The 21,975-nt window shown below is 60.4% G+C and carries 18 protein-coding genes; 6 read left to right on the forward strand and 12 right to left on the reverse strand.

Features of this window, described 5'->3' with window-relative positions:
• Positions 1–67: 67 nt before the first annotated feature.
• The 10 genes from HBO12_RS06115 to HBO12_RS06160 form a co-directional block, all read right to left on the reverse strand.
• Positions 68–1,039 carry a peptide ABC transporter ATP-binding protein gene (locus HBO12_RS06115; RefSeq protein WP_057958423.1) on the reverse strand — a complete coding sequence of 324 codons (972 nt, stop codon included), beginning with the start codon at positions 1,037–1,039 and terminating at the stop codon, positions 68–70.
• Positions 1,039–2,007, reverse strand: coding sequence for an ABC transporter ATP-binding protein (locus tag HBO12_RS06120; protein WP_169950963.1), 969 nt, complete (start codon positions 2,005–2,007; stop codon positions 1,039–1,041). The genes HBO12_RS06115 and HBO12_RS06120 overlap by 1 nt, the downstream gene beginning before the upstream one ends.
• Positions 2,008–2,017: 10 nt before the next feature.
• Positions 2,018–2,929 (reverse strand): ABC transporter permease subunit, encoded by a 912-nt coding sequence (locus HBO12_RS06125; RefSeq protein ID WP_169950961.1) that lies wholly within the window; start codon positions 2,927–2,929, stop codon positions 2,018–2,020.
• 10 nt (positions 2,930–2,939) lie between these two features.
• Positions 2,940–3,950 carry an ABC transporter permease subunit gene (locus HBO12_RS06130; RefSeq protein ID WP_032860135.1) on the reverse strand — a complete coding sequence of 337 codons (1,011 nt, stop codon included), beginning with the start codon at positions 3,948–3,950 and terminating at the stop codon, positions 2,940–2,942.
• Positions 3,951–4,023: 73 nt separating this feature from the next.
• Complete coding sequence (locus HBO12_RS06135) at positions 4,024–5,619, reverse strand: ABC transporter substrate-binding protein (RefSeq protein ID WP_169950960.1); 1,596 nt, start codon at positions 5,617–5,619, stop codon at positions 4,024–4,026.
• A gap of 80 nt (positions 5,620–5,699) precedes the next feature.
• Positions 5,700–7,103, reverse strand: a complete 1,404-nt coding sequence (locus HBO12_RS06140; protein WP_169950959.1) for an OprD family outer membrane porin — start codon at positions 7,101–7,103, stop codon at positions 5,700–5,702.
• Between the two features lie 170 nt (positions 7,104–7,273).
• Complete coding sequence (locus HBO12_RS06145) at positions 7,274–8,878, reverse strand: ABC transporter substrate-binding protein (protein WP_169950958.1); 1,605 nt, start codon at positions 8,876–8,878, stop codon at positions 7,274–7,276.
• A 306-nt stretch (positions 8,879–9,184) separates the two neighbouring features.
• Positions 9,185–10,810, reverse strand: a complete 1,626-nt coding sequence (locus HBO12_RS06150; protein ID WP_169950957.1) for an ABC transporter substrate-binding protein — start codon at positions 10,808–10,810, stop codon at positions 9,185–9,187.
• Positions 10,811–11,068: 258 nt separating this feature from the next.
• On the reverse strand, positions 11,069–12,670 hold the full coding sequence (locus tag HBO12_RS06155; protein ID WP_170041729.1) for an ABC transporter substrate-binding protein: 1,602 nt from the start codon (positions 12,668–12,670) through the stop codon (positions 11,069–11,071).
• An 86-nt stretch (positions 12,671–12,756) separates the two neighbouring features.
• On the reverse strand, positions 12,757–13,473 hold the full coding sequence (locus HBO12_RS06160; protein WP_099167563.1) for an SIMPL domain-containing protein: 717 nt from the start codon (positions 13,471–13,473) through the stop codon (positions 12,757–12,759).
• 227 nt (positions 13,474–13,700) lie between these two features.
• On the opposite strand from HBO12_RS06160, the gene HBO12_RS06165 reads away from it, so the two are divergent.
• Positions 13,701–14,963, forward strand: a complete 1,263-nt coding sequence (locus HBO12_RS06165; protein WP_169950955.1) for an ATP-binding protein — start codon at positions 13,701–13,703, stop codon at positions 14,961–14,963.
• Positions 14,956–15,516, forward strand: a complete 561-nt coding sequence (locus tag HBO12_RS06170) for a response regulator transcription factor (RefSeq protein ID WP_029291924.1) — start codon at positions 14,956–14,958, stop codon at positions 15,514–15,516. Before HBO12_RS06165 ends, HBO12_RS06170 begins: the two co-directional genes overlap by 8 nt.
• Positions 15,517–15,714: 198 nt before the next feature.
• Here the strand turns inward: HBO12_RS06170 and HBO12_RS06175 are convergent, their stop codons facing one another.
• Positions 15,715–16,152: a Z-ring associated ZapG family protein gene (locus HBO12_RS06175; RefSeq protein WP_029291922.1), complete on the reverse strand. Its 438-nt coding sequence runs from the start codon at positions 16,150–16,152 to the stop codon at positions 15,715–15,717.
• Positions 16,153–16,299: 147 nt separating this feature from the next.
• On the opposite strand from HBO12_RS06175, the gene HBO12_RS06180 reads away from it, so the two are divergent.
• The 3 genes from HBO12_RS06180 to zapE all read left to right on the forward strand — a co-directional run bounded on the left by HBO12_RS06180 (position 16,300) and on the right by zapE (position 19,483).
• Positions 16,300–16,929, forward strand: a complete 630-nt coding sequence (locus tag HBO12_RS06180; protein ID WP_169950952.1) for an alpha/beta hydrolase — start codon at positions 16,300–16,302, stop codon at positions 16,927–16,929.
• Between the two features lie 24 nt (positions 16,930–16,953).
• A complete protein-coding gene (locus HBO12_RS06185) occupies positions 16,954–18,309 on the forward strand; it encodes a tryptophan--tRNA ligase (protein ID WP_170041730.1) in 1,356 nt (451 codons plus the stop codon).
• A gap of 79 nt (positions 18,310–18,388) precedes the next feature.
• Positions 18,389–19,483, forward strand: a complete 1,095-nt coding sequence (zapE, locus tag HBO12_RS06190; RefSeq protein ID WP_115129004.1) for a cell division protein ZapE — start codon at positions 18,389–18,391, stop codon at positions 19,481–19,483.
• Positions 19,484–19,612: 129 nt separating this feature from the next.
• Here the strand turns inward: zapE and HBO12_RS06195 are convergent, their stop codons facing one another.
• On the reverse strand, positions 19,613–20,533 hold the full coding sequence (locus tag HBO12_RS06195) for a GlxA family transcriptional regulator (RefSeq protein WP_169951391.1): 921 nt from the start codon (positions 20,531–20,533) through the stop codon (positions 19,613–19,615).
• Positions 20,534–20,753: 220 nt separating this feature from the next.
• Between HBO12_RS06195 and HBO12_RS06200 the strand changes: the two genes are divergently transcribed.
• Complete coding sequence (locus HBO12_RS06200) at positions 20,754–21,890, forward strand: acyl-CoA dehydrogenase family protein (RefSeq protein WP_170041731.1); 1,137 nt, start codon at positions 20,754–20,756, stop codon at positions 21,888–21,890.
• Positions 21,891–21,975 lie beyond the last annotated feature (85 nt).

Below are 21,975 nucleotides of genomic sequence, written 5' to 3' on the forward strand. Positions count from 1 at the left end.
TCAGTTAAACCGCGCTGATGCTATCGCGGGCAAGCCCGCTCCCACACAAGCCCACCCCTCCAGGGGGTTAGGCGACGAACTGCTCCGCGTGATGGCAAGCCACCTGGCGGTTGTCCAGTTCGCGCAGCAGCGGTTCTTCACTGCTGCAGCGCTCGGTCGCATACGGGCAGCGCTTGTGGAAGGCGCAGCCGGAAGGCGGGTTCAGCGGGTTGGGCAACTCGCCGACGATCTTGATCTTCGGCTTGTTCGGGTCCGGGTGAATGGTCGGAGTGGCCGACAGCAACGCCTGGGTATAAGGGTGCAGCGGGCGCTCGTAGATGTCGTTCTTCGCGCCCATTTCCACCGGGCGGCCGAGGTACATCACCATCACGTGGTCGGCAACGTGTTGCACCACCGCCAGGTTGTGGGAGATGAACACATACGCCGTGTTGTACTGCTGCTGCAGGTCCATGAACAGGTTGAGCACCTGGGCCTGGATCGACACGTCCAGCGCCGAGGTTGGTTCATCCGCCACCAGCACCTTGGGTTGCAGCATCATCGCGCGGGCCAGGGCGATCCGCTGGCGCTGGCCCCCGGAGAACATGTGCGGGTAGCGCTGATAATGCTCAGGGCGCAGGCCCACCTGCTTCATCATCGCCTGGACCTTTTCACGGCGCTCGGCGGCGGACAGATTGGTGTTGATCAGCAGCGGCTCGCCCAGTTGATCGCCGACTTTCTGCCGTGGGTTCAACGAGGCGTAGGGGCTCTGGAACACCATCTGCACGTCTTTGCGCAGTTGCTTGCGCTGGGCCTTGTCGGCGCCGGCGACTTCCTGGCCGGCGATTTTCAAGGAGCCGGACGACGGCTCTTCAATCAGCGTCAGCGCGCGGGCCAGGGTGGATTTGCCGCACCCGGACTCACCCACCACGGCGAGGGTCTTGCCGGCTTCCAGTTCGAACGACACGCCATTGAGGGCGCGCACGGTGGCGTGGCCCTTGAACAGGCCACGGGACACTTCGTAGTGACGGGTCAGGTCGCGGGCGGTAAGAACGACGGCCATTACGCCACCTCCTGGTTCAAGGGGTAGAAGCAGCGCACAAGGCTGTGGGCTTGCGGGTCCAGGGTCGGACGGGTCTGGCGGCAGCTGTCTTGCACATACGGGCAGCGTGGCGACAGCAGGCAGCCTTGCGGGCGGTCATAACGGCCGGGGACGATGCCCGGCAGCGTCGACAGACGCGCAGCGCCCATGCTGTGTTCCGGGATCGCGGCCAGCAATGCCTCGCTGTACGGGTGCGCCGGTACGTCGAACAGGCCGGGCACCTGGCCGACTTCCACCGCTTGGCCGGCGTACATCACGCACACGCGCTGGGCTGTTTCGGCCACTACCGCGAGGTCGTGGGTGATCAGCACCAGGCCCATGTTCTGCTCTTTTTGCAGGGCCAGCAGCAGCTCCATGATCTGCGCCTGGATGGTCACGTCCAGGGCCGTGGTCGGCTCGTCGGCGATCAGCAGTTTTGGCTCGCCGGCAATCGCCATGGCAATTGCCACACGCTGGCTCATGCCGCCGGACAGCTGGTGCGGGTAGGCATCCATGCGGCTGGAAGCGCCTGGGATCTCGACCTTTTCCAGCAGTTCGATGGCACGTTTGCGCGCTTGCTTGCCGGACATTTTCAGGTGCAGGCGCAGTACTTCTTCAATCTGGAAACCCACGGTGTAGCTGGGGTTCAGCGCGGTCATCGGGTCCTGGAACACCATCGCCAGGTCTTTGCCGACGATCTGCCGGCGCTGGCGGTTGCTCAGCTTGAGCATGTCCTTGCCGTCGAAGGTCAGGGAGTCGGCGGTGACGATGCCGGGATGCTCGATCAGGCCCATCAGCGCCATCATGGTCACGGATTTACCCGAACCCGACTCGCCAACGATGGCCAGTACTTCGCCTTTGTCCACGGCCAGATCGAGGCCATCGACCACCGGCACAGCGGTTTTGTCGCCGAAGCGCACATTGAGATTCTTGATTTCTAGCAGTGACATGGGAATCTCCTCACGCGGCATTCTTGAGTTTCGGGTCCAGCGCATCGCGCAGTCCGTCGCCCATCAGGTTGATTGCCAGCACGCTGAGCAAAATGGTCAAGCCAGGTAGGCTTACAACCCACCAGGCGCGTTCGATGTAGTCACGGGCCGAAGCCAGCATGGTGCCCCACTCAGGCGTCGGCGGTTGTACGCCAAGGCCGAGGAAGCCCAGGGCGGCGGCATCGAGAATCGCCGAGGAGAAGCTCAAGGTGGCCTGCACGATCAATGGCGCCATGCAGTTGGGCAGCACGGTGACGAACATCAGGCGCGGCAGGCCGGCACCGGCCAGGCGCGCGGCGGTCACGTAGTCACGGTTGAGCTCGCCCATCACCGCCGCGCGGGTCAGGCGCACGTAGGACGGCAACGACACAATGGCAATCGCGATCACGGTGTTGATCAGGCCAGGGCCGAGGATGGCGACAATCGCCACGGCCAGCAGCAGCGAGGGCAGGGCCAGCATGATGTCCATCAGACGCATGATGGTCGGGCCGAGCAAGCGCGGGAAGAACCCGGCGAACAGGCCCAGCAGGATCCCCGGGATCAGCGACATCACCACCGACGACAAACCGATCAGCAATGACAGGCGCGAGCCCTGGATCAGGCGCGACAGCAAGTCACGGCCCAGTTCGTCGGTGCCCAGCAAAAACTGCATCTGCCCGCCTTCCAGCCACGACGGCGGGGTCAGCAGGAAGTCGCGGTATTGCTCGCTGGGGTTATGGGGCGCGACCCAGGGGGCGAAAATCGCGCAGAACACGATCAGCAACATAAACAGCAGGCCGGCAACCGCGCCCTTGTTCTTGGAGAAGGCTTGCCAGAATTCTTTGTACGGCGACGGGTACAGCAGGCTCTGATCGACTGCTGACACTTGAGTTGGTGTGGTCATGGTCATGGTCTCAGCGCTGGTGACGGATGCGTGGGTTGGCGAAGCCGTAGAGAATATCCACCACGAAATTCACCAGGATCACCAGGCAGGCGATCAGCAGGATGCCGTTTTGCACCACCGGGTAGTCCCGCGCGCCAATGGCTTCGATCAGCCATTTGCCGATGCCGGGCCAGGAGAAGATGGTCTCGGTCAAGACCGCGCCGGCCAGCAGCGTGCCGACTTGCAGGCCGACCACGGTCAGCACCGGGATCAGCGCGTTACGCAGGCCGTGCACGAACACCACGCGCGCCGGCGACAGGCCTTTGGCCTTGGCGGTGCGGATGTAGTCTTCGCGCAGCACTTCAAGCATCGAGGAGCGGGTCATCCGCGCAATCACTGCCAGCGGGATGGTGCCGAGCACGATGGCCGGCAGGATCAGGTGGTGCAGTGCATCCCAGAACGCGTCCGGTTCGTCGGCCAGCAGGGTGTCGATCAGCATGAAACCGGTGCGTGGCTCGATGTCGTAGAGCAGGTCGATACGCCCGGAAACCGGGGTCCAGCCCAGGCTTACCGAGAAGAACATGATCAGGATCAGGCCCCACCAGAAGATCGGCATCGAATATCCCGCCAGGGAGATGCCCATCACCCCATGGTCGAACAGGGATCCTCGCTTGAGTGCCGCGATCACCCCGGCCAATAGCCCGAGGATGCCGGCGAACAACAGGGCGGCCATGGACAGTTCCAGGGTCGCGGGGAACAGGGCGCTGAACTCGGTCCACACGCTGGTGCGGGTACGCAGGGATTCGCCGAGGTCGCCTTGGGCGAGCTTGCCGACGTAGTCCAGGTATTGCGCATACAAGGGTTTGTTCAAGCCAAGGCGTTCCATTGCCTGGGCGTGCATCTCGGGGTCAACCCGCCTTTCGCCCATCATGACTTCTACGGGGTCGCCAGGGATCATGCGAATCAACGCAAAGGTCAGCAGCGTGATGCCGAAGAATGTGGGGATCAATAACCCCAATCGGCGGGCAATAAAACTAAACATCGTGTTGTGTACCTCAATCAGCCGGTTAGGCAGGTCCGGCCCCGTCAACGTCGACGGGGCCGGGCGTCTCTTATTACTTCACCTGGGTGGTGGCGAAGTTATTGTTGGTCAGGGGGCTTTGGGTATAACCCTCGACGTTCTTGCGCATGGCAGTGAACATTTTCGGGTAAGCCATGGGGATCCACGGTTGGTCCTTGTCGAAAACGTCCAGTGCTTGTTCATAGAGTGTGGCGCGCGCGGCGGGTTCAGCCACGGCGCGGGCCTTGTCGATCAGGCCCTGAAACTCTTCGTTACACCAGCGGGCGTAGTTTTCGCCGTTTTTCGCTGCATCGCAACTCAGGTTCGGCGTGAGGAAGTTGTCTGGGTCGCCGTTGTCCCCGGCCCAGCCGGCCGAAACCATGTCGTGCTCGCCGGCTTTGGCGCGCTTGAGCATCTCGCCCCATTCCATGACCTTGATATTGACCTTGAGGCCAATCTGCGCCAGATCCGCCTGCATGCGCTGGGCGCCGAGCATCGGGTTGGGGTTGGTCGGGCCGCCGCCGTTGCGGGTGAACAGGCTGAACTCGGTGCCTTCCGGCACGCCGGCTTCCTTGAGCAGGGCGCGGGCCTTGTCCAGGTCGCGGGCCGGGTTTTTCAGCTTGTCGTTGAAACCTAGCAGGGTCGGCGGGTACGGGCCGGTGGCGTCGATGGCATTGCCTTTGCCGTACAGGGATTCGTTATAGCCATGTTTGTCGAACGCGATGTTGATTGCGTGGCGTACCCGCGCGTCGCTCATGTACTTGTGGGTGGTGTTCATGGCGGTGTAGGCGGTGGTCATCGCCGCCAGTTCCGCGACCTTCAGGTTTGGATCGGCCTTGATGCTGGGCAGGTCGTCAGGCTTGGGATACAAGGCGATCTGGCACTCATTGGCCTTGAGCTTTTGCAGGCGCACGTTGTTATCCACCGCGATGGCCAGGATCAGTGGGTCGGCGGGCGGCTTGCCACGGAAGTATTCCGGGTTGGCCTTGAAGCGCACCTGGGCGTCCTTCTGGTAGCGGGTAAAGATGAACGGGCCGGTGCCGATCGGCTTGCTGTTGAGCTCGCCGGTCTTGTTGGCGGCCAGCAGCTTGTCGGCGTACTCGGCAGAGTGGATGGCGGTGAAGGGCATCGCGACATCGGCCAGGAACGGAGCTTCAGGGCGGGTCAGGGTGAAGACCACGGTGTGGTCATCGGTCTTCTCGACGCTTTTGAGCAGCTCCTTGAAACCCATGCTTTCGAAATAGGGGAAGCCGGTGGTGGACTTGTTGTGCCACGGGTGTTTGGGGTCCAGTTGGCGCTGGAAGCTCCAGAGCACGTCGTCGGCATTCAGGTTGCGCGTGGGCTTGAAGTAGTCGGTGGTGTGGAACTTGACGTCATCTCGCAGGTGGAAGGTATAGGTCAGGCCGTCCTCGCTGATGTCCCACGATTTGGCGAGTGCGGGTTGGATTTCAGTGGTGCCGGGCTTGAAGTCCACCAGGCGGTTGAACATGGTTTCGGCGGCGGCATCGGCGGTGACGGCCGTGGTGTACAGGACCGGGTCGAAGCCTTCCGGACTGGCTTCGGTGCAGACCACCAGGGGTTTGGCCGATACGCCGATAGCGACGCTTAATAGCGCAGCGGCAACGGCAGCTTGTAGCGGGAGCATTTTCATTCAGAGCCCTCTGCAATCGATGGGACCAGGCAAGCGTAGACGGCGGGCTCGTCCTGAGCCCGCCGTCTACCTGGTGCGATTTAAAGAATGTTGAACGGGACGGTGGTAACCAGACGGAATTCTTTGACGCTGCCGTCAAACTGGTTGGCGCTGCCACGGTGTTCGACGTAGGTGGCACGAATCGCGGTGGCCTTGAGCGGGCCGCTCTGGACCGCGTATGCCGCGCCCACGCCGTATTCCTGGTGTTTTTCGCCGTCCTGAGTCTCGATGCCGGTGTAGGCGTAGGCGCCGTTGCTGTTCCCCGTGTAGTGGGTACCGTCGATGCCCCAGCCGCGTGCGGAGTAGATGTTGAACTTCAGGCCCGGCACGCCGTATTCGGCCATGTTGATGGCGTAGGCGACCTGGAAGGATTTCTCGTTCGGGCCGTTGAAGTCCGACGTCAGGGAGTTGGCCAGGTAGATGCCGTTGGTTTCGTGCAGGTAGTCGAAGTACTCGTTACCGTTCACTTGCTGGTAGGAGAAGGTCAGGCTGTGAGCCTGGTGAGCCAATCCAAGGGACAGGGAGTAGGTATCGTTGTCGATCTCCCCCATCAGTTTTTTGCCTTCATCGACGGTCTTGTAGTAGTTCAGGCCGGTGGTCAAGGCCAGGACTTGGCTGTCACCCAACTGGTGGGTTGCACCGAAGTAGTACTGGTTCCAGAAGTCCTTGACGTTGGCGCCGAAGAAGCTGGTTTTCAGGCTCTCGAACGGCTGGTAGTTGGCGCCCAGGGTGTAGACCTTGTCGGTTGTCGCACTGTTGGCGCCTTGTTGGCTGTACTCGCTGCGGAACTTCGACAGGCTCTGTTCGGAACGTGGGGAGACGCGGTCAAACACGCCGCCCTGGAACGACAGGTTGCTGAACTCTTCGCTGTTGAAGCTCACACCCTGGAAGCTCGATGGCAGGGGACGGTTGCCGATGGTATCGACGATGCCGCTGCTGAAGTTCTGGCGACCGGCCGTCAAGGTGGTGTTGGAGACACGGAACTGCACGTTGGCCAGGCCCAGTTTGCTCCATTGGTCTACGGCATTGCCGTCAGAGTCAGCCAAGGTACGGTTAGAGCCGCCCTTGATATCGCGTTTGCTGCGGTCCAGAACCAGAGCGTTGTACACCGCTACTTCGGTCTTTACGCCAACAGTGCCCTGGGTGAACCCCGAGCTGGCGTTGAGGATGGTGCCCTGGATCCAGTTGGTACGGTTGCGGTCGGTCTTCGCCACACCGTGCTCTTTGTATTTGAACTTGCCACCACGGTACAGGCTCTCGTGGGAGTACCAGTTACGCGTGGTGCCGCCCAGGCTGAAATCTTCGATAAAGCCCTTGGCCTCGCTTTGGGCGCTGGCACTGGCCAGCGTGGTCGGCACGAATTGCTGGCTTGCAGGTTCGGCGTAAGCGGTGGCGGTGATGCTGCTGATGGCCATGGCCAGTAGCACTTTGCTGCTCAATTTCATGGGTGGAGCTCCTTTGGTTCTCTTTTTTTTATGCCGGCCTTATTGGGTGAACCGGCTATTGGGTGTGTAACTCTTCAAGCATTTGCAAACGTTTGCTGTAGGAGATTTCGCGAATTACAGCTACACGTTTGCGACAGGGCCAACGTAGCCCTGCGCATCCGGTTATTTTTTTATGGGGTGATACTGACGCCCGAGAACACGTTGCGGCCGAAGGGGCTCACTTTGAAACCTTCGACCTTGGTGCTTAACGGCTGGTTGACCGTCGAGTGGGCGACAGGCGTGATCGGCACCTGCTGTTTGAGCAGTTGCTGCGCCTGTTTGTACAGAACAGTCCTTTGTTCACGGTCGGTGACGACCTTGGCTTGCTTGATCAGCTTGTCGTACGCCGGGTCACACCACATCGAGTAGTTGTTCCCGCCGATGGCGTCGCAGCTGTAGAGGGTGCCCAGCCAGTTGTCCGGGTCGCCGTTGTCGCCGGTCCAGCCGATCAGGCTGATATCGTGCTCGCCGTTCTTGATGCGCTTGATGTACTCGCCCCACTCATAGCTGACGATCTTGACCTTGAGGCCGATCTTGGCCCAGTCGCTTTGCAGCATCTCGGCCATCAGCTTGGCGTTGGGGTTGTACGGGCGTTGGACGGGCATGGCCCACAGGGTGATCTCGGTGCCTTCCTTGACGCCGGCAGCCTTGAGCAATTCCTTGGCTTTTTCCGGGTTGTAGGCGCTGTCCTTGATGGTGTCGTCATAGGACCACTGGGTTGGCGGCATACCGTTGACCGCCAGTTGCCCCGCGCCCTGGTACACGGCATTGAGAATGCTCTGCTTGTTCACCGCCATGTCCAGGGCCTGGCGCACCTCGAGCTGGTCGAAGGGCTTGTGTCGCACGTTGTAGGCGATGTAGCCGAGGTTGAAGCCGGGCTTGGTCAGCAGTTGCAGGTTCGGGTCGGCCTTGAGGGCGTCGACGTCGGCGGGGCGTGGATGCAGGGTGACCTGGCATTCGTTGGCCTTGAGCTTCTGCACGCGCACCGAGGCGTCGGTGTTGATGGCGAAAATCAGCTGGTCGAGCTTGACCTTGCTCGGGTCCCAGTAGTGTTTGTTGCCGGCGAAACGGATCTGCGAATCCTTCTGGTAACGCTGGAACACGAACGGCCCGGTGCCGATCGGCTTCTGGTTGATATCGCTGGGTTTGCCGGCCTTGAGCAGTTGCTCGGCATATTCGGCCGAGAGGATCGCGGCGAAGCTCATGGCGATGTTCTGGATAAACGCGGCGTCGACCGTGTTCAGGGTCATCACCACGGTGTGCGGGTCGGTTTTCTCGACCTTGGCGATGTTCTTGTTCAGGCTCATCCCGTTGAAGTACGGGAACTCGGTGGGGTAGGCCTTGCGAAACGGGTGGTCGGGGTCAAGCATGCGATTGAAGGTGAATAGCACGTCATCGGCGTTGAAATCCCGTGTCGGCTTGAATTCCTTGTTGCTGTGGAACTTCACCCCTTCGCGCAAGTGGAAGGTGTAGGTCAGGCCGTCTGGCGAAATATCCCACTTAGTAGCCAGCCCTGGTACGACGCCGGTTTCACCCTTTTCGAACTCAACCAGGCGGTTGTAGATCGGTTCGGCCGCATCGTTGTCGGTGGCGGTGGTGTATTGCGCGGTGTCGAACCCGGCCGGGCTGCCTTCGGAGCAGAACACCAGGCTTTTCTTCTCGGCAGCCTGGCCTATCGAGGCGACGGCCAACAGGCCGGTGCCAAATATCGCGGATAGAACGGTGGTATGGCGCATGACTGTCCCCCAATCCATGTTTATCGTTTTCGTCAGTGAACAGTCGCCACGCCTTACCTGGCTTGGCGAAAGCACTGCTCCCATCCACAGCAAATGCCGTATCGGAACTACGCGTTTGCCTACCTCGACGTTAGGGAACGAGGGCAGGGCAGTAAATGCGCAGAACCGGACAGACCGTGTAGGTATCGGACGGAACCTGCGCAGTTAGCTGCTGTAGGACGGCAGCCTCTGCGAAAGTAGTTCGATTCCTAGGATCTTGGCGGATGCAATAACGGCGACGTTATGAAACGTCGCCGTCAAAGATCACTACTTGCTGACGCTCACCCCGTAGAAGGAATTCAAGCCAAATGGGCTGATCTTGAAGTCCTGCACGTTGGAACGCATGGGTTGATACACCGTCGAGTGCGCGATAGGTGTCATGGGGACTGCATCTTTGAGGACGTGTTGCGCCTGTTTATACAGTTCGGTGCGCTTGGCGACGTCCGAGGTGGCCTTGGCTTCTTTTACGATGCCGTCGAATTTCTTGTCACACCATTTGGAGAAGTTGTTGCCGGACAGGGAGTCGCAGCCGAACAGCACGTTCAGCCAGTTGTCCGGGTCACCGTTATCACCGCTCCAGCCGATGATCATGGCCTGGTTCTCGCCGCCCTTGGAGCGCTTGATGTACTCACCCCACTCGTAGCTGACGATGTTGACCTTCAAGCCGATCTGCTTCCAGTCGTTTTGCAGCATCTCGGCCATCAGCTTGGCGTTGGGGTTGTACGGACGCTGGACGGGCATGGCCCACAAGGTGATCTCGGTGCCTTCCTTGACGCCGGCTTGCTTGAGCAGTTCCTTGGCCTTGGCCACGTCGTGCGGGACGTCCTTGATGGTCTCGTCATAGGACCACTGGGTCGGCGGCATGGCGTTGACCGCCAGTTGGCCTGCGCCCTGGTATACCGAGTCGATGATCTGCTGCTTGTTGACCGACATGTCCAGGGCCTGGCGCACGCGCAGGTCGGCCAATGGGTTGGCGGCAGTCTGGCCCTTGAGCACAGGCATGACGTTGTAGGCGATATAGCCCAGGTTGAAACCGGCCTGGTGCGGCAGTTTCAAAGTCTTGTCCTCGCCCAGTGCCTTGAGGTCGGCCGGACGTGGGAACAAGGTCACCTGGCATTCGTTCTTCTTGAGCTTCTGGATACGCACCGATGGGTCGGTGGTGATGGCGAAGATCAGGTTATCGATCTTCACGTCTTCAGGCTTCCAGTAGTCCTTGTTGCCGGTGTAGCGGATGTTGGAGTCTTTCTGGTAGCTCTTGAACACGAACGGACCAGTGCCGACCGGCTTCTGGTTGATGTCCTGGGGCTTGCCTTCCTTCAACAGTTGGGCGGCGTACTCAGCCGACTGTAGCGAGGCGAAGCTCATGGCCAGGTTTTGGATAAACGCGGCGTCCACGGTGCCAAGGGTGAACTTGACGGTGTGGTCGTCGATTTTCTCGATGTTCTTGATGTTGGTGTCCATCCCCATGTCCGTGAAGTACGGGAACTCGGTGGGGTAGGCCTTACGGAATGGATCGTCTTTATTGATCATCCGGTTGAAGGTGAAGAGGACGTCGTCGGCGTTGAATTCACGAGTTGGCTTGAAGTACGGCGTGGTGTGGAACTTGACCCCTTCGCGCAGGTGGAAGGTGTAGGTCAGGCCGTCTTCGGAAACGTCCCAACTGGTGGCCAGGCCAGGAATCACGGCGGTGCCGCCGCGTTCGAACTGGCTGAGCCGGTTGAACATGGTTTCGGCCGAAGCATCGAAGTCTGTTCCGGTGGTGTACTGGCCTGGGTCGAAACCCGCCGGGCTCCCTTCGGAGCAGAACACCAGATTAGTCGCCGCCTGGGCGAAAGGTGCAGCGGCCATTAAACCGGCGCTGACTAAAAACGGAATGACTGCGTGTTTAAGCATGTTGGCCTCATGATTTGTTGTCATTTTTGGAATTGAGGGCGACCTCGTGAGTCGGCCTGCGGATACTTATGCAGGCCCCATACCCATTGCAAGACGTTGAGAGGCTACAACTGCCAAAGAGTGGTACGAACGTACAGGAATGTCGCATTCATGTAATTTTCGACACGAAACTGTATTTTCGAGGGCTTTTTTCGGTGCGTGGAGTGCACCGAATAAGCCCAACCGAGGTGTCTGGCGCACCCGGTTGGGGCATGGTTGTTACTTATTCAGACTTACGCCGTAGAACGGTGTCAGGCCAAACGGGCTGATCTTGAAGTCCTGGACTTCCTTGCGCAGCGGCTGGAAAACCGTCGAGTTCGCAATAGGCGTTATAGGTACTTGATCCTTAAGTATTTTTTGCGCCTGTTGATACCACTTGATGCGTTCGTCACGGTCACTGCTGAGCTTGGCCTTCTGCACCAGTTGGTCGTACTGCGGGTTACACCATTTTGCATAGTTGCTGCCCTTGACCGCGGCACAACTGTAGAGCACGCCCAGCCAGTTATCCGGGTCGCCGTTGTCGCCGGTCCAGCCGTAGATCATCACATCGTGCTCGCCGTTTTTTGCGCGCTTGATGTATTCGCCCCACTCATAGCTGACGATATTGGCAGTGATCCCGACTTTGGCCCAATCCTGCTGGATCATCTGCGCCGACATTCGCGCGTTGGGATTGGAGGCGCGCTGCACAGTCATCGCCCACAGATTGATGGTGGTACCTGGTGCAACCCCTGCTTCTTTTAGTAGCGCCCGGGCCTTGGCAGGGTCGTGCGGTGCGTCCTTGATGCTGGGGTCATAAGACCACTGGGCCGGCGGCAGTGCGTTCTGCGCCAATTGCCCGGCACTTTGGTACACCGCCTGGATAATCGCCGGCTTATCGATGGCCATGTCCAGGGCCTGGCGCACCTTGAGCTGGTCCAGCGGCGGATGGGTCACGTTGTAGGCCAGAAAGCCCAGGTTGAAGCCCGCCTGCTGCAGCACACGCAGGTTTGGATCCTGCTTCATCACCTCGATATCGGAGGGGCGCGGATAGCCGCTGACCTGGCATTCGCCGGCCTTGAGCTTTTGCAGGCGCGACGCGGCGTCCGGGGTGATCGCAAATACCAGGCTGTCGAGTTTCACATCCTCAGGCTTCCAATAGTCTTTATTGGCGACGTAGCGAATCTGCGAGTCCTTCTGGTAGCGCTTGAACACAAACGGCCCGCTGCCGATCGGTTTCTGGTTGATATCGGCGGCCTTGCCGTCTTTAAGCAACTGCGCCGCGTACTCGGCCGATTGCACGGACGCAAAGCTCATGGCCAGGTTCTGTACGAAAGCGGCATCGACGTTATTGAGGTTGAAGCGCACGCTGTGCTCGTCGAGCTTTTCCACGCTTTTGATCGTGGTGTTCAGGCCCATATCGGTGAAGTACGGCGACTCGGACGGGTAGGCCTGGCGGAATGGATGGTTGGCGTCCAGCAGGCGCTGGAAAGTGAACAGCACATCGTCGGCATTGAAGTCGCGGGTCGGGGTGAAGTACTCGGTGCTGTGGAACTTGACCCCGTCGCGCAGGTGAAAGGTGTAGGCCAGGCCGTCCTTGGACACCTCCCAACGGGTCGCCAGGCCCGGCTCGACTTCGGTCCCGCCGCGCTTGAACTGGGTCAGGCGGTTGAACACGGTTTCGGCCGAGGCATCAAAATCGGTGCCGCTGGTGTACTGGCTCGGATCGAACCCGGCGGGGCTGGCTTCGGAGCAGTAGACCAGGGTGCTTGCCGCTTGGGCCGTGGGCATGCACGCCAGCAGGCTGGCAGCGAGAAGGAGCGGCTTAAAGACAGTTCTATCCATGGTGACCCCTGAGATGGCAGGTAAACAACGGCCAAAAAAAACGGCGGTCACCGAGGTTACCGCCGTTGTGGGTCATCAGGTAAGGCTTATGGCATCTGTACTTCAATCACGCCATCGGCGCTCATGCTGACCTGGCTGGTGCCGGCTTCGACTTCAGGTGTCGGCGCCGAATCCATTGCCGCCGCCTTCATCATCATGCCGCCATTTCGCGCGTACGGCATTGGGTAGCCGTTGGTGTTGAAGTTCAGGTTAACGATCTTGTAGCCCTTGCCGCCGAGTGCATCGGTGGCCAGTTGGGCACGGGCCTTGAACGCGGCGACCGCATCCTTGAGCAGGGCATCTTCGCTGGCCTTGCGGGTTGGGTCGGCAATGGCGAAGTCCATATTGTCCATTTTCAGGGTGTTGAGCAGCTCGCCGGTGAGCTTGGACAGCGCCGGAAAGTCCGCGCTTTCCAGGCGCAGTTCGGCGCGCTCGCGCCAGCCGGTGATCTTCTGGTTCTTGTTGTCGTAGATCGGATAGCTGTTGCGGCTGCCCTGGCGCAGGGTCACGCCTTTTACTTCGCGAGCCTCGCCCAACGCCTTGTTCATGATGGTCGTGACTTCGGCGGCGAGCTTGGCCGGGTCGGTGTTTTGCGACTCGGTGTAGAGAGTGACGATCATCTTGTCACGGGCCACTTCCTGGCTGACTTCGGCCCGCAGGGAAATCTGGTTGTAGTGCAGTTGATCGGCGGCCAGCGCAGGCAGGCTGGCAACGCTGCCAACGCTGAGGGCAATAAGGGCGGCACTGCGAGTGAAACGTGACATGGAAGCTCCTCGAGGGTGATCGTGTTCGGTAAGACTGTAGACGGGCGATTGGGGTTCGGCGGGTTACAAATTCTCTACATCTGGGTACGATGCCGACGAACGGTAAAATTCGCCTTGACCCTTCATATAAACCATGACCTGCGTCAAAGGGCCACACGCGCGCTGCCTGTACTGTCGCTTCGTTTATACTTGCTGCGATCCGCCTGGAGCGCTCATCAGGAGAGCTCATGCTCGCCCCCGTAAAACTGACTTCCGCCACTCGCCAGAACCTCTGGCGCCTGACGTTTATCCGCACCCTGGTGCTGGCCGCACAGGCCGGTTCCGTCGGGCTCGCCTATTGGTTTGAACTGCTGCCGCTGCCTTGGCTGCAACTGTGGGTGACCCTGGCCTTTTCCACGGTGCTGTGTGTGTTCACGGCCATTCGGCTGCGCACCACCTGGCCAGTGACCGAGCTTGAGTACGCCCTGCAACTGGCCTGCGACCTGTTTATCCACAGTGTGTTGCTGTATTTCTCCGGTGGTTCCACCAACCCCTTCGTTTCCTATTACCTGGTACCGCTGACCATCGCCGCCGTGACCTTGCCGTGGCGCTATTCGGTGATCCTGTCGGGGATTGCCCTGGCGCTGTACACCTTGTTGCTGGCGCAGTTCTATCCCCTGGAAACCTTCCCGATCGCCCGGGAAAACCTGCAGATCTACGGCATGTGGCTGAGCTTCGCGCTGTCGGCGGCGGTGATCACGTTTTTTGCCGCGCGCATGGCCGAAGAACTGCGGCGCCAGGAAGAACTGCGCGCTATCCGCCGTGAAGAAGGCCTGCGCGACCAGCAACTGCTGGCAGTGGCGACCCAGGCCGCTGGCGCGGCCCATGAACTGGGCACGCCGCTGGCAACCATGAGCGTGCTGATCAAGGAAATGCGTCAGGACCATCACGACCCGGCCTTGCAGGACGACCTCAGCGTGCTGCAGGAACAGGTCAAGCAGTGCAAGCAAACCCTGCAGCAACTGGTGCGCGCCGCTGAAGCCAACCGGCGCCTGGCGGTGGATATGCAAGACGTCACCCAGTGGCTGGACGAAGCCCTGAACCGCTGGCACTTGATGCGTCCCGAAGCCAGTTACCGTTTCCACCTGCTGGGGCAGGGCGCAGTGCCGCGCATGGCGCCACCACCGGATTTGACCCAGGCGTTGTTGAACCTGTTGAACAATGCAGCCGACGCCTGCCCGGAAGGGCTGGAAGTGCAGCTGGACTGGGATTGGGAAAACCTCACCATCAGCATTCGCGACCACGGTGCCGGTGTGCCGTTGGCCATTGCCGAGCAGATCGGCAAGCCATTCTTTACCACCAAGGGCAAAGGCTTCGGCCTGGGCCTGTTCTTGAGCAAGGCCAGCGTGACCCGTGCTGGCGGCTCGGTGAAACTTTACCCCCATGAGGAAGGCGGCACGCTCACCGAGCTGCGCCTGCCCCGTGCTGCACGAGGAGACATCGATGAGTGACGAGATCCAAGTCGAAGGCGAAGAACTGCCGCACCTGTTGCTGGTAGATGACGATGCCACCTTTACCCGCGTGATGGCGCGAGCCATGAGCCGTCGCGGGTTTCGCGTCAGCACCGCAGGTTCCGCCGAAGAAGGCCTGACCATCGCCCAGGCCGACCTGCCGGACTACGCGGCACTGGACCTGAAAATGGACGGGGACTCGGGCCTGGTGCTGTTGCCCAAGTTGCTGGAGCTGGACCCGGAAATGCGCGTGCTGATCCTCACCGGGTACTCGAGCATTGCCACTGCGGTCGAGGCGATCAAGCGCGGCGCCTGCAACTACCTGTGCAAGCCGGCGGACGCCGATGATGTGCTGGCCGCCTTGCTCTCCGAGCATGCCGACCTCGACACCCTGGTGCCGGAGAACCCGATGTCGGTGGACCGCCTGCAGTGGGAGCACATCCAGCGCGTGCTGACCGAGCATGAAGGCAACATTTCGGCCACTGCCCGCGCCCTGGGCATGCATCGCCGGACCTTGCAGCGCAAGTTGCAGAAGCGTCCGGTACGGCGCTGAACTACGGTGAGTGGGCTTGTGTGGGAGCGGGCTTGCTCGCGAAGGCGGAATGTCAGTCAAGTCTTTAATAACTGACACTGCGCCTTCGCGAGCAAGCCCGCTCCCACATGGGATCTCCATTGTTCTGCCGATCCAGTTCCAACAAAAAGCCCGGCTGATCATCGATCAGCCGGGCTTTTTGTGTGGTTTGAAAACGCCTTACTTTTTCAAGCCGTAATGCTCATCCAGCATGCCGGGGGCGTTCGGCGTTTTTGGCGCGTAGTCCCGCGGCGGTTCCTGGTTTTCCCGCGGCGGGGTCAGGCGTTCCCGTGGGGCTTGCGTGGCATCGGAATGCAGCGCGGCCAGCAGGCGCTGACGGGTGATGTCGTCGAGGGCCAGGCGGTTGGCGCCATCGGCGAGGTGATCCTGTACTTCCTGGTAGCTCTGGGTGAGCTTCTTGACCAGGGTCGCGGTGCTGTTGAAGTGGGTAACAACCTCGTTCTGATAACTGTCAAAACGTTCCTGAATGTCATCCAGCTGACGCTGCGTGCGGTTAGGCGCGGCATTCGGCAGCAGGCGAGCAACCAGGAATCCAATGGCGACACCGGCAACCAGGGCAAGAGTCGGCAACAACCAAACTAAGAGCGAGTGTTCCACGAGTCCTTCCTCTATAAACGGCTTTGCTTTACGTTAACGGCTCGGACCTGCGCTGTATACCGCGATTAAGCTCGCAATGATGCCATGCACAGACTTTTAGCTAGACGAGTCGACCCCTTGAGAGGTCACGGAGTTCATTCCTTGCTCATGCGTGAAACCCCCGTTTTGATCGATGGCCCGCTAGGCCAATTGGAAGCCTTGTACCTGGATCACCCCGAGCCGCGTGGCCTGGCGCTGATCTGCCACCCCAACCCGGTGCAGGGTGGGACCATGCTCAATAAAGTCGTATCGACCCTGCAACGCACCGCCCGCGACGCCGGTTTGATTACTTTGCGTTTCAATTACCGTGGCGTGGGTGCCAGTGCTGGTACCCATGACATGGCCACCGGTGAAGTGGACGATGCCGAAGCTGCCGTCAGTTGGCTGCGTGAAAAACACCCGGACCTGCCCATCACCTTGCTGGGTTTCTCGTTCGGTGGATTTGTGGCCGCAAGCCTGGGCGGGCGCCTGGAAGCCAAGGGCGAAAAACTCGCGCACCTGTTCATGGTCGCTCCGGCCGTCATGCGTTTGCGTGATGAGGACCAGCTTCCACAGGGCTGCCCGCTGACCGTGATCCAGCCGCAAACCGACGAAGTGGTCGACCCGCAACTGGTCTACGACTGGTCCGCGGCCCTCAAACGCCCCCATGAGCTGCTGAAAGTGGCAGAATGCGGGCACTTTTTTCATGGCAAGCTCACCGATCTCAAGGATCTGGTGCTGCCGCGCCTTTCGAATTGATAGCAGTCTGATAAGCGATTACCCATGACGACTCGTACCCGTATCCTCACCGGCATCACCACCACCGGCACCCCGCACCTGGGCAACTACGCCGGTGCCATCCGCCCGGCGATCCTCGCCAGCCAGGATGCCAATGCCGATTCGTTCTACTTCCTGGCCGACTACCACGCCCTGATCAAGTGCGATGACCCGCAGCGCATCCAGCGCTCGCGCATGGAAATCGCCGCGACCTGGCTGGCTGGTGGCCTGGATGTGAACCGGGTGACGTTCTACCGCCAGTCCGACATCCCGCAAATTCCCGAGCTGACCTGGCTGCTCACCTGCGTCGCGGCCAAGGGCCTGCTCAACCGCGCTCACGCCTACAAGGCCTCGGTGGACAAGAACCTGGAAAACGGCGAAGACCCGGACGCCGGGATCAGCATGGGCCTGTACAGCTATCCGGTACTGATGGCGGCGGACATCCTGATGTTCAACGCGCACAAGGTGCCGGTCGGCCGCGACCAGATCCAGCACGTGGAAATGGCCCGTGATATCGGCCAGCGTTTCAACCACCTGTTTGGCAAGGGCAGGGAGTTTTTCACCATGCCCGAGGCGTTGATCGAAGAAAGCGTCGCCACCTTGCCGGGCCTGGATGGGCGCAAGATGTCGAAAAGCTATGACAACACCATCCCGTTGTTCACCAGCGCCAAGGATATGAAGGACGCGATCTCGCGGATCGTCACCGACTCCCGCGCGCCGGGTGAAGCCAAGGATCCGGACAACTCGCACCTGTTCACTCTGTACCAGGCGTTCGCCACGCATGAACAGGAGCTGCAACTGCGCAGCGAACTGCTCGATGGCCTGGGCTGGGGGGAGGCGAAGAACCGCCTGTTCCAACTGCTGGACGGCCAGTTGGGCGAAGCCCGCGAGCGTTACCATCAATTGATGGCGCGTCCTTCGGACATGGAAGACCTGCTGCTGATCGGCGCCACGAAGGCCCGCGCCGTTGCCGGTCCATTCCTGCAAGAACTGCGTGAGGCGGTAGGCCTGCGCTCGTTCGTCAACCAGGCCCCCGAGGCTGCCAGCACCAAGAAGAAGGCCGTCAAGGCCGCGCGTTTTGTCAGCTTTCGTGAAGACGACGGCAGCTTCCGTTTCCGCCTGCTGGCGGCTGACGGCGAACAACTGTTGTTGTCGCGCAACTTCGCAGATGGCAAGGCGGCGGGCGCTGTCACCAAGCAGTTGCAATCCGGCCAGGCGCTGGATGTGCGCAGCGAGGCCCTGGGCTTTACGGTGTGGCTCGACGGCGCGTGTATCGCCGACAGCCCGGCCTTTGCCGATAGCGCTGCGCGGGATGCCGCCATCGAAGCTGTGCGCGTGGCGTTGACCCCAATCGAGGACTGACCCGACCAAGGGTTGATTGCCATTATCCGGGGCCGTCGTTACAGTGACGGCCCGTTTTTGTTGCCTTGCTAACGAAATTATGACGCCCCTAGAACGATATCAAGCTGATCTGAAGCGCCCCGACTTCTTCCATGATGCTGCCCAGGAAACGGCGGTGCGCCACTTGCAGCGCCTGTACGAAGACCTGGTCGCCTCTTCCCAGAGCAAGCCGGGGATGCTCAGCAAGCTGTTTGGCAAGAAAGACCAGACGCCGGTCAAGGGCTTGTACTTCTGGGGCGGCGTGGGTCGCGGCAAGACTTACCTGGTCGACACCTTCTTCGAGGCGCTGCCGTTCAAGGAAAAGTCACGCACTCACTTCCACCGCTTCATGAAGCGCGTGCACGAAGAGATGAAGACCCTGCACGGCGAGAAGAACCCGCTGACCATCATTGCCAAGCGCTTTTCCCAAGAGGCGCGGGTGATCTGTTTCGATGAGTTCTTCGTGTCCGATATCACCGACGCGATGATTCTCGGCACCCTGATGGAGGAGTTGTTCAAGAACGGCGTGACCCTGGTCGCCACCTCGAACATCGTGCCGGACGGCCTGTACAAGGACGGCCTGCAGCGCGCGCGCTTCCTGCCGGCCATCGCCCTGATCAAGCAGCACACCGATATCGTCAACGTCGACAGCGGCGTCGACTACCGCCTGCGTCACCTTGAGCAAGCCGAGCTGTTCCACTTCCCCCTGGACGACGCGGCCCACGAAAGCCTGCGCAAGAGCTTCCGCGCGCTGACCCCGGAATGCACCCAGGCGGTGGAAAACGATAAGTTGATGATCGAAAATCGCCAGATCATTGCCCTGCGTACTTGCGATGACGTGGCCTGGTTCGACTTCCGCGAACTGTGCGACGGCCCGCGCAGCCAGAACGACTACATCGAACTGGGCAAGATCTTTCACGCCGTGATCTTGAGTGGCGTCGAGCAAATGAGCGTCACCACCGACGACATCGCCCGGCGCTTTATCAACATGGTCGATGAATTCTATGACCGGAACGTTAAGCTGATCATTTCGGCTGAAGTCGAACTCAAGGACCTCTACACCGGTGGGCGCTTGAACTTCGAGTTCCAACGGACCTTGAGCCGCTTGCTGGAGATGCAGTCCCACGAATTCCTGGCGCGGGCGCACAAGCCTTAGGCAAACACCGAACCAAAATGTGGGAGCGGGCTTGCTCGCGAATGCGGTGTATCAGTCGGCTTATTCGTTAACTGACACACCGCATTCGCGAGCAAGCCCGCTCCCACATTTGATTGTGCCCGGCTTTAGTTAGGCAGCCTGCTGGAATTGTTGGCGATACTGGTTCGGCGACAACTCCGTGTGCTGCCTGAACAGCCGCGCAAAGAAGCTCGCATCGTCATACCCCACCTCATAGCTGATGGTCTTGATGCTCTTGCGGCTGCCCGACAGCAAGCCCTTGGCCGTCTCGATCCGCAGCCGTTGCAGGTAATGCAACGGCTTGTCGCCGGTAGCCGTCTGGAACCTTCGCATAAAGTTGCGGATGCTCATGCCGTGTTCGCGGGCCACGTCCTCAAAGCGGAATTTGTCGGCGAAGTGCTCCTCGAGCCAATGCTGGATCTGCAGGATGATTACGTCCTGGTGCAGCTTCTGCCCGCCAAAACCGATGCGCCCCGGCGCGTAGTTGCGCTGCACTTCGTAGAGAATGTCGCGGGCCACGGCCTGGGCGATGTTGGCGCCGCAAAAACGCTCGATCAGATAGATATACAGATCGCAGGCCGACGTGGTGCCGCCGGCGCAGTACAGGTTGTCGGCGTCGGTCAGATGCTTGTCCTGATTGAGCTGGACCTTGGGGAAGCGTTCGCTGAAGGCGTTGAAGAAGCGCCAGTAGGTGGTCGCCTCCTTGCCATCGAGCAGGCCGGCTTCGGCGAGCCAGAACACCCCGGTGGCCTCACCGCATAGCACCGCCCCCCGGGCATGCTGCTCGCGCAGCCACGGCAGGATCTGCGGGTAACGTCTGCTCAGGGCGTCGAAGTCGTCCCAGAACGCCGGCAGCACAATGATGTCGGCGTTTTCCAGGCCACCGTCCACCGGCATGATCACATCGCTGAAGCTGCATACCGATTGCCCGTCGGGGCTTACCAGGCGGGTTTCAAAGGCCGGCGTGAGGCCCAGGCCCTGTTGTTTGCCGTAACGCAGGCTGGCGAGGTGGAAGAAATCCTTGGCTTGCATGAGGGTAGAAGCAAACACCCGATCAATGGCCAAAATGCTGACGCGCCGCAAGGGCGTGGAGACGAGGCTAGACATAATTTCGATTATTCTTATAGGGGAAAGTGGTCAACTAACGGCTGGATCGTCTTATTTTTTGTCGCATGTGTCCAGTGTCCCGTGACGTCCGTGCAGCTTAGGCTCTGTGATCTTGTTTTTGTCTGACAATCGACGCAGGTGACTCATGATTCCCAGAACCTTGTTCAGCTCCGAGCACGAACTCTTCCGCCAGAGCGTGCGCACCTTCCTCGAAAAAGACGCGGTGCCGTTCCATGCGCAATGGGAGAAGCAGGGCCATATTGACCGCGCCCTGTGGAGCAAGGCGGGGGAGGCGGGGATGCTCTGCTCCCACCTGCCGGAAGAATACGGAGGCCTGGGCGCGGACTTTCTCTACAGCACCGTGGTGATCGAAGAGATCGGCCGCCTGGGCCTGACCGGGATTGGCTTCTCCCTGCATTCGGACATTGTTGCGCCGTACATCCTGCATTACGGCAGTGAGGCGCTGAAGCACAAGTACCTGCCCAAGCTCGTTTCCGGGGAGATGGTCACGGCCATTGCCATGACTGAGCCGGGCGCCGGGTCGGACCTGCAAGGGGTCAAGACCACCGCCGTGCTGGATGGCGATGAGTATGTGATCAACGGCTCCAAAACTTTTATTACCAATGGTTTCCTGGCGGACCTGGTGATCGTGGTCGCCAAGACCGACCCCAAGGCCGGCGCCAAGGGCACCAGCCTGTTTCTGGTGGAGGCCGATACGCCGGGCTTTGACAAGGGCAAGCGTCTGGAGAAGGTGGGGATGAAGGCCCAGGACACCTCCGAGCTGTTCTTCCAGGACGTGCGGGTGCCCAAGGAGAACCTGTTGGGCCAGGCGGGGATGGGTTTTGCCTACCTGATGCAGGAACTGCCCCAGGAGCGCCTGACCGTGGCGATTGGCGCCCTGGCCTCGGCCGAAGCGGCGTTGCAATGGACCCTGGACTACACCCGCGAGCGCAAGGCGTTTGGCAAGGCGATTGCTGACTTCCAGAACACCCGCTTCAAGCTGGCGGAGATCGCCACCGAGGTGCAGATCGGCCGGGTATTCGTCGACAAGTGCCTGGAACAGCATCTGCAAGGCAAGCTGGATGTGCCGACGGCGGCGATGGCCAAATACTGGACTACTGACTTGCAATGCAAGGTGCTCGACGAGTGCGTGCAGTTACACGGCGGCTACGGTTACATGTGGGAATACCCGATTGCCCGGGCCTGGGCGGATGCGCGGGTGCAGCGTATTTATGCGGGGACCAATGAAATCATGAAGGAGATCATTGCGCGGGCGCTTTGAATCGTTGGTGATGCTATCGCCGGCAAGCCGGCTCCTACAGGGGAATGGGTTCCAAATGTAGGAGCCGGCTTGCCGGCGATGGCGT

It is taken from the genome of Pseudomonas sp. WS 5059, from assembly GCF_012985525.1.
GTDB lineage: Bacteria > Pseudomonadota > Gammaproteobacteria > Pseudomonadales > Pseudomonadaceae > Aquipseudomonas.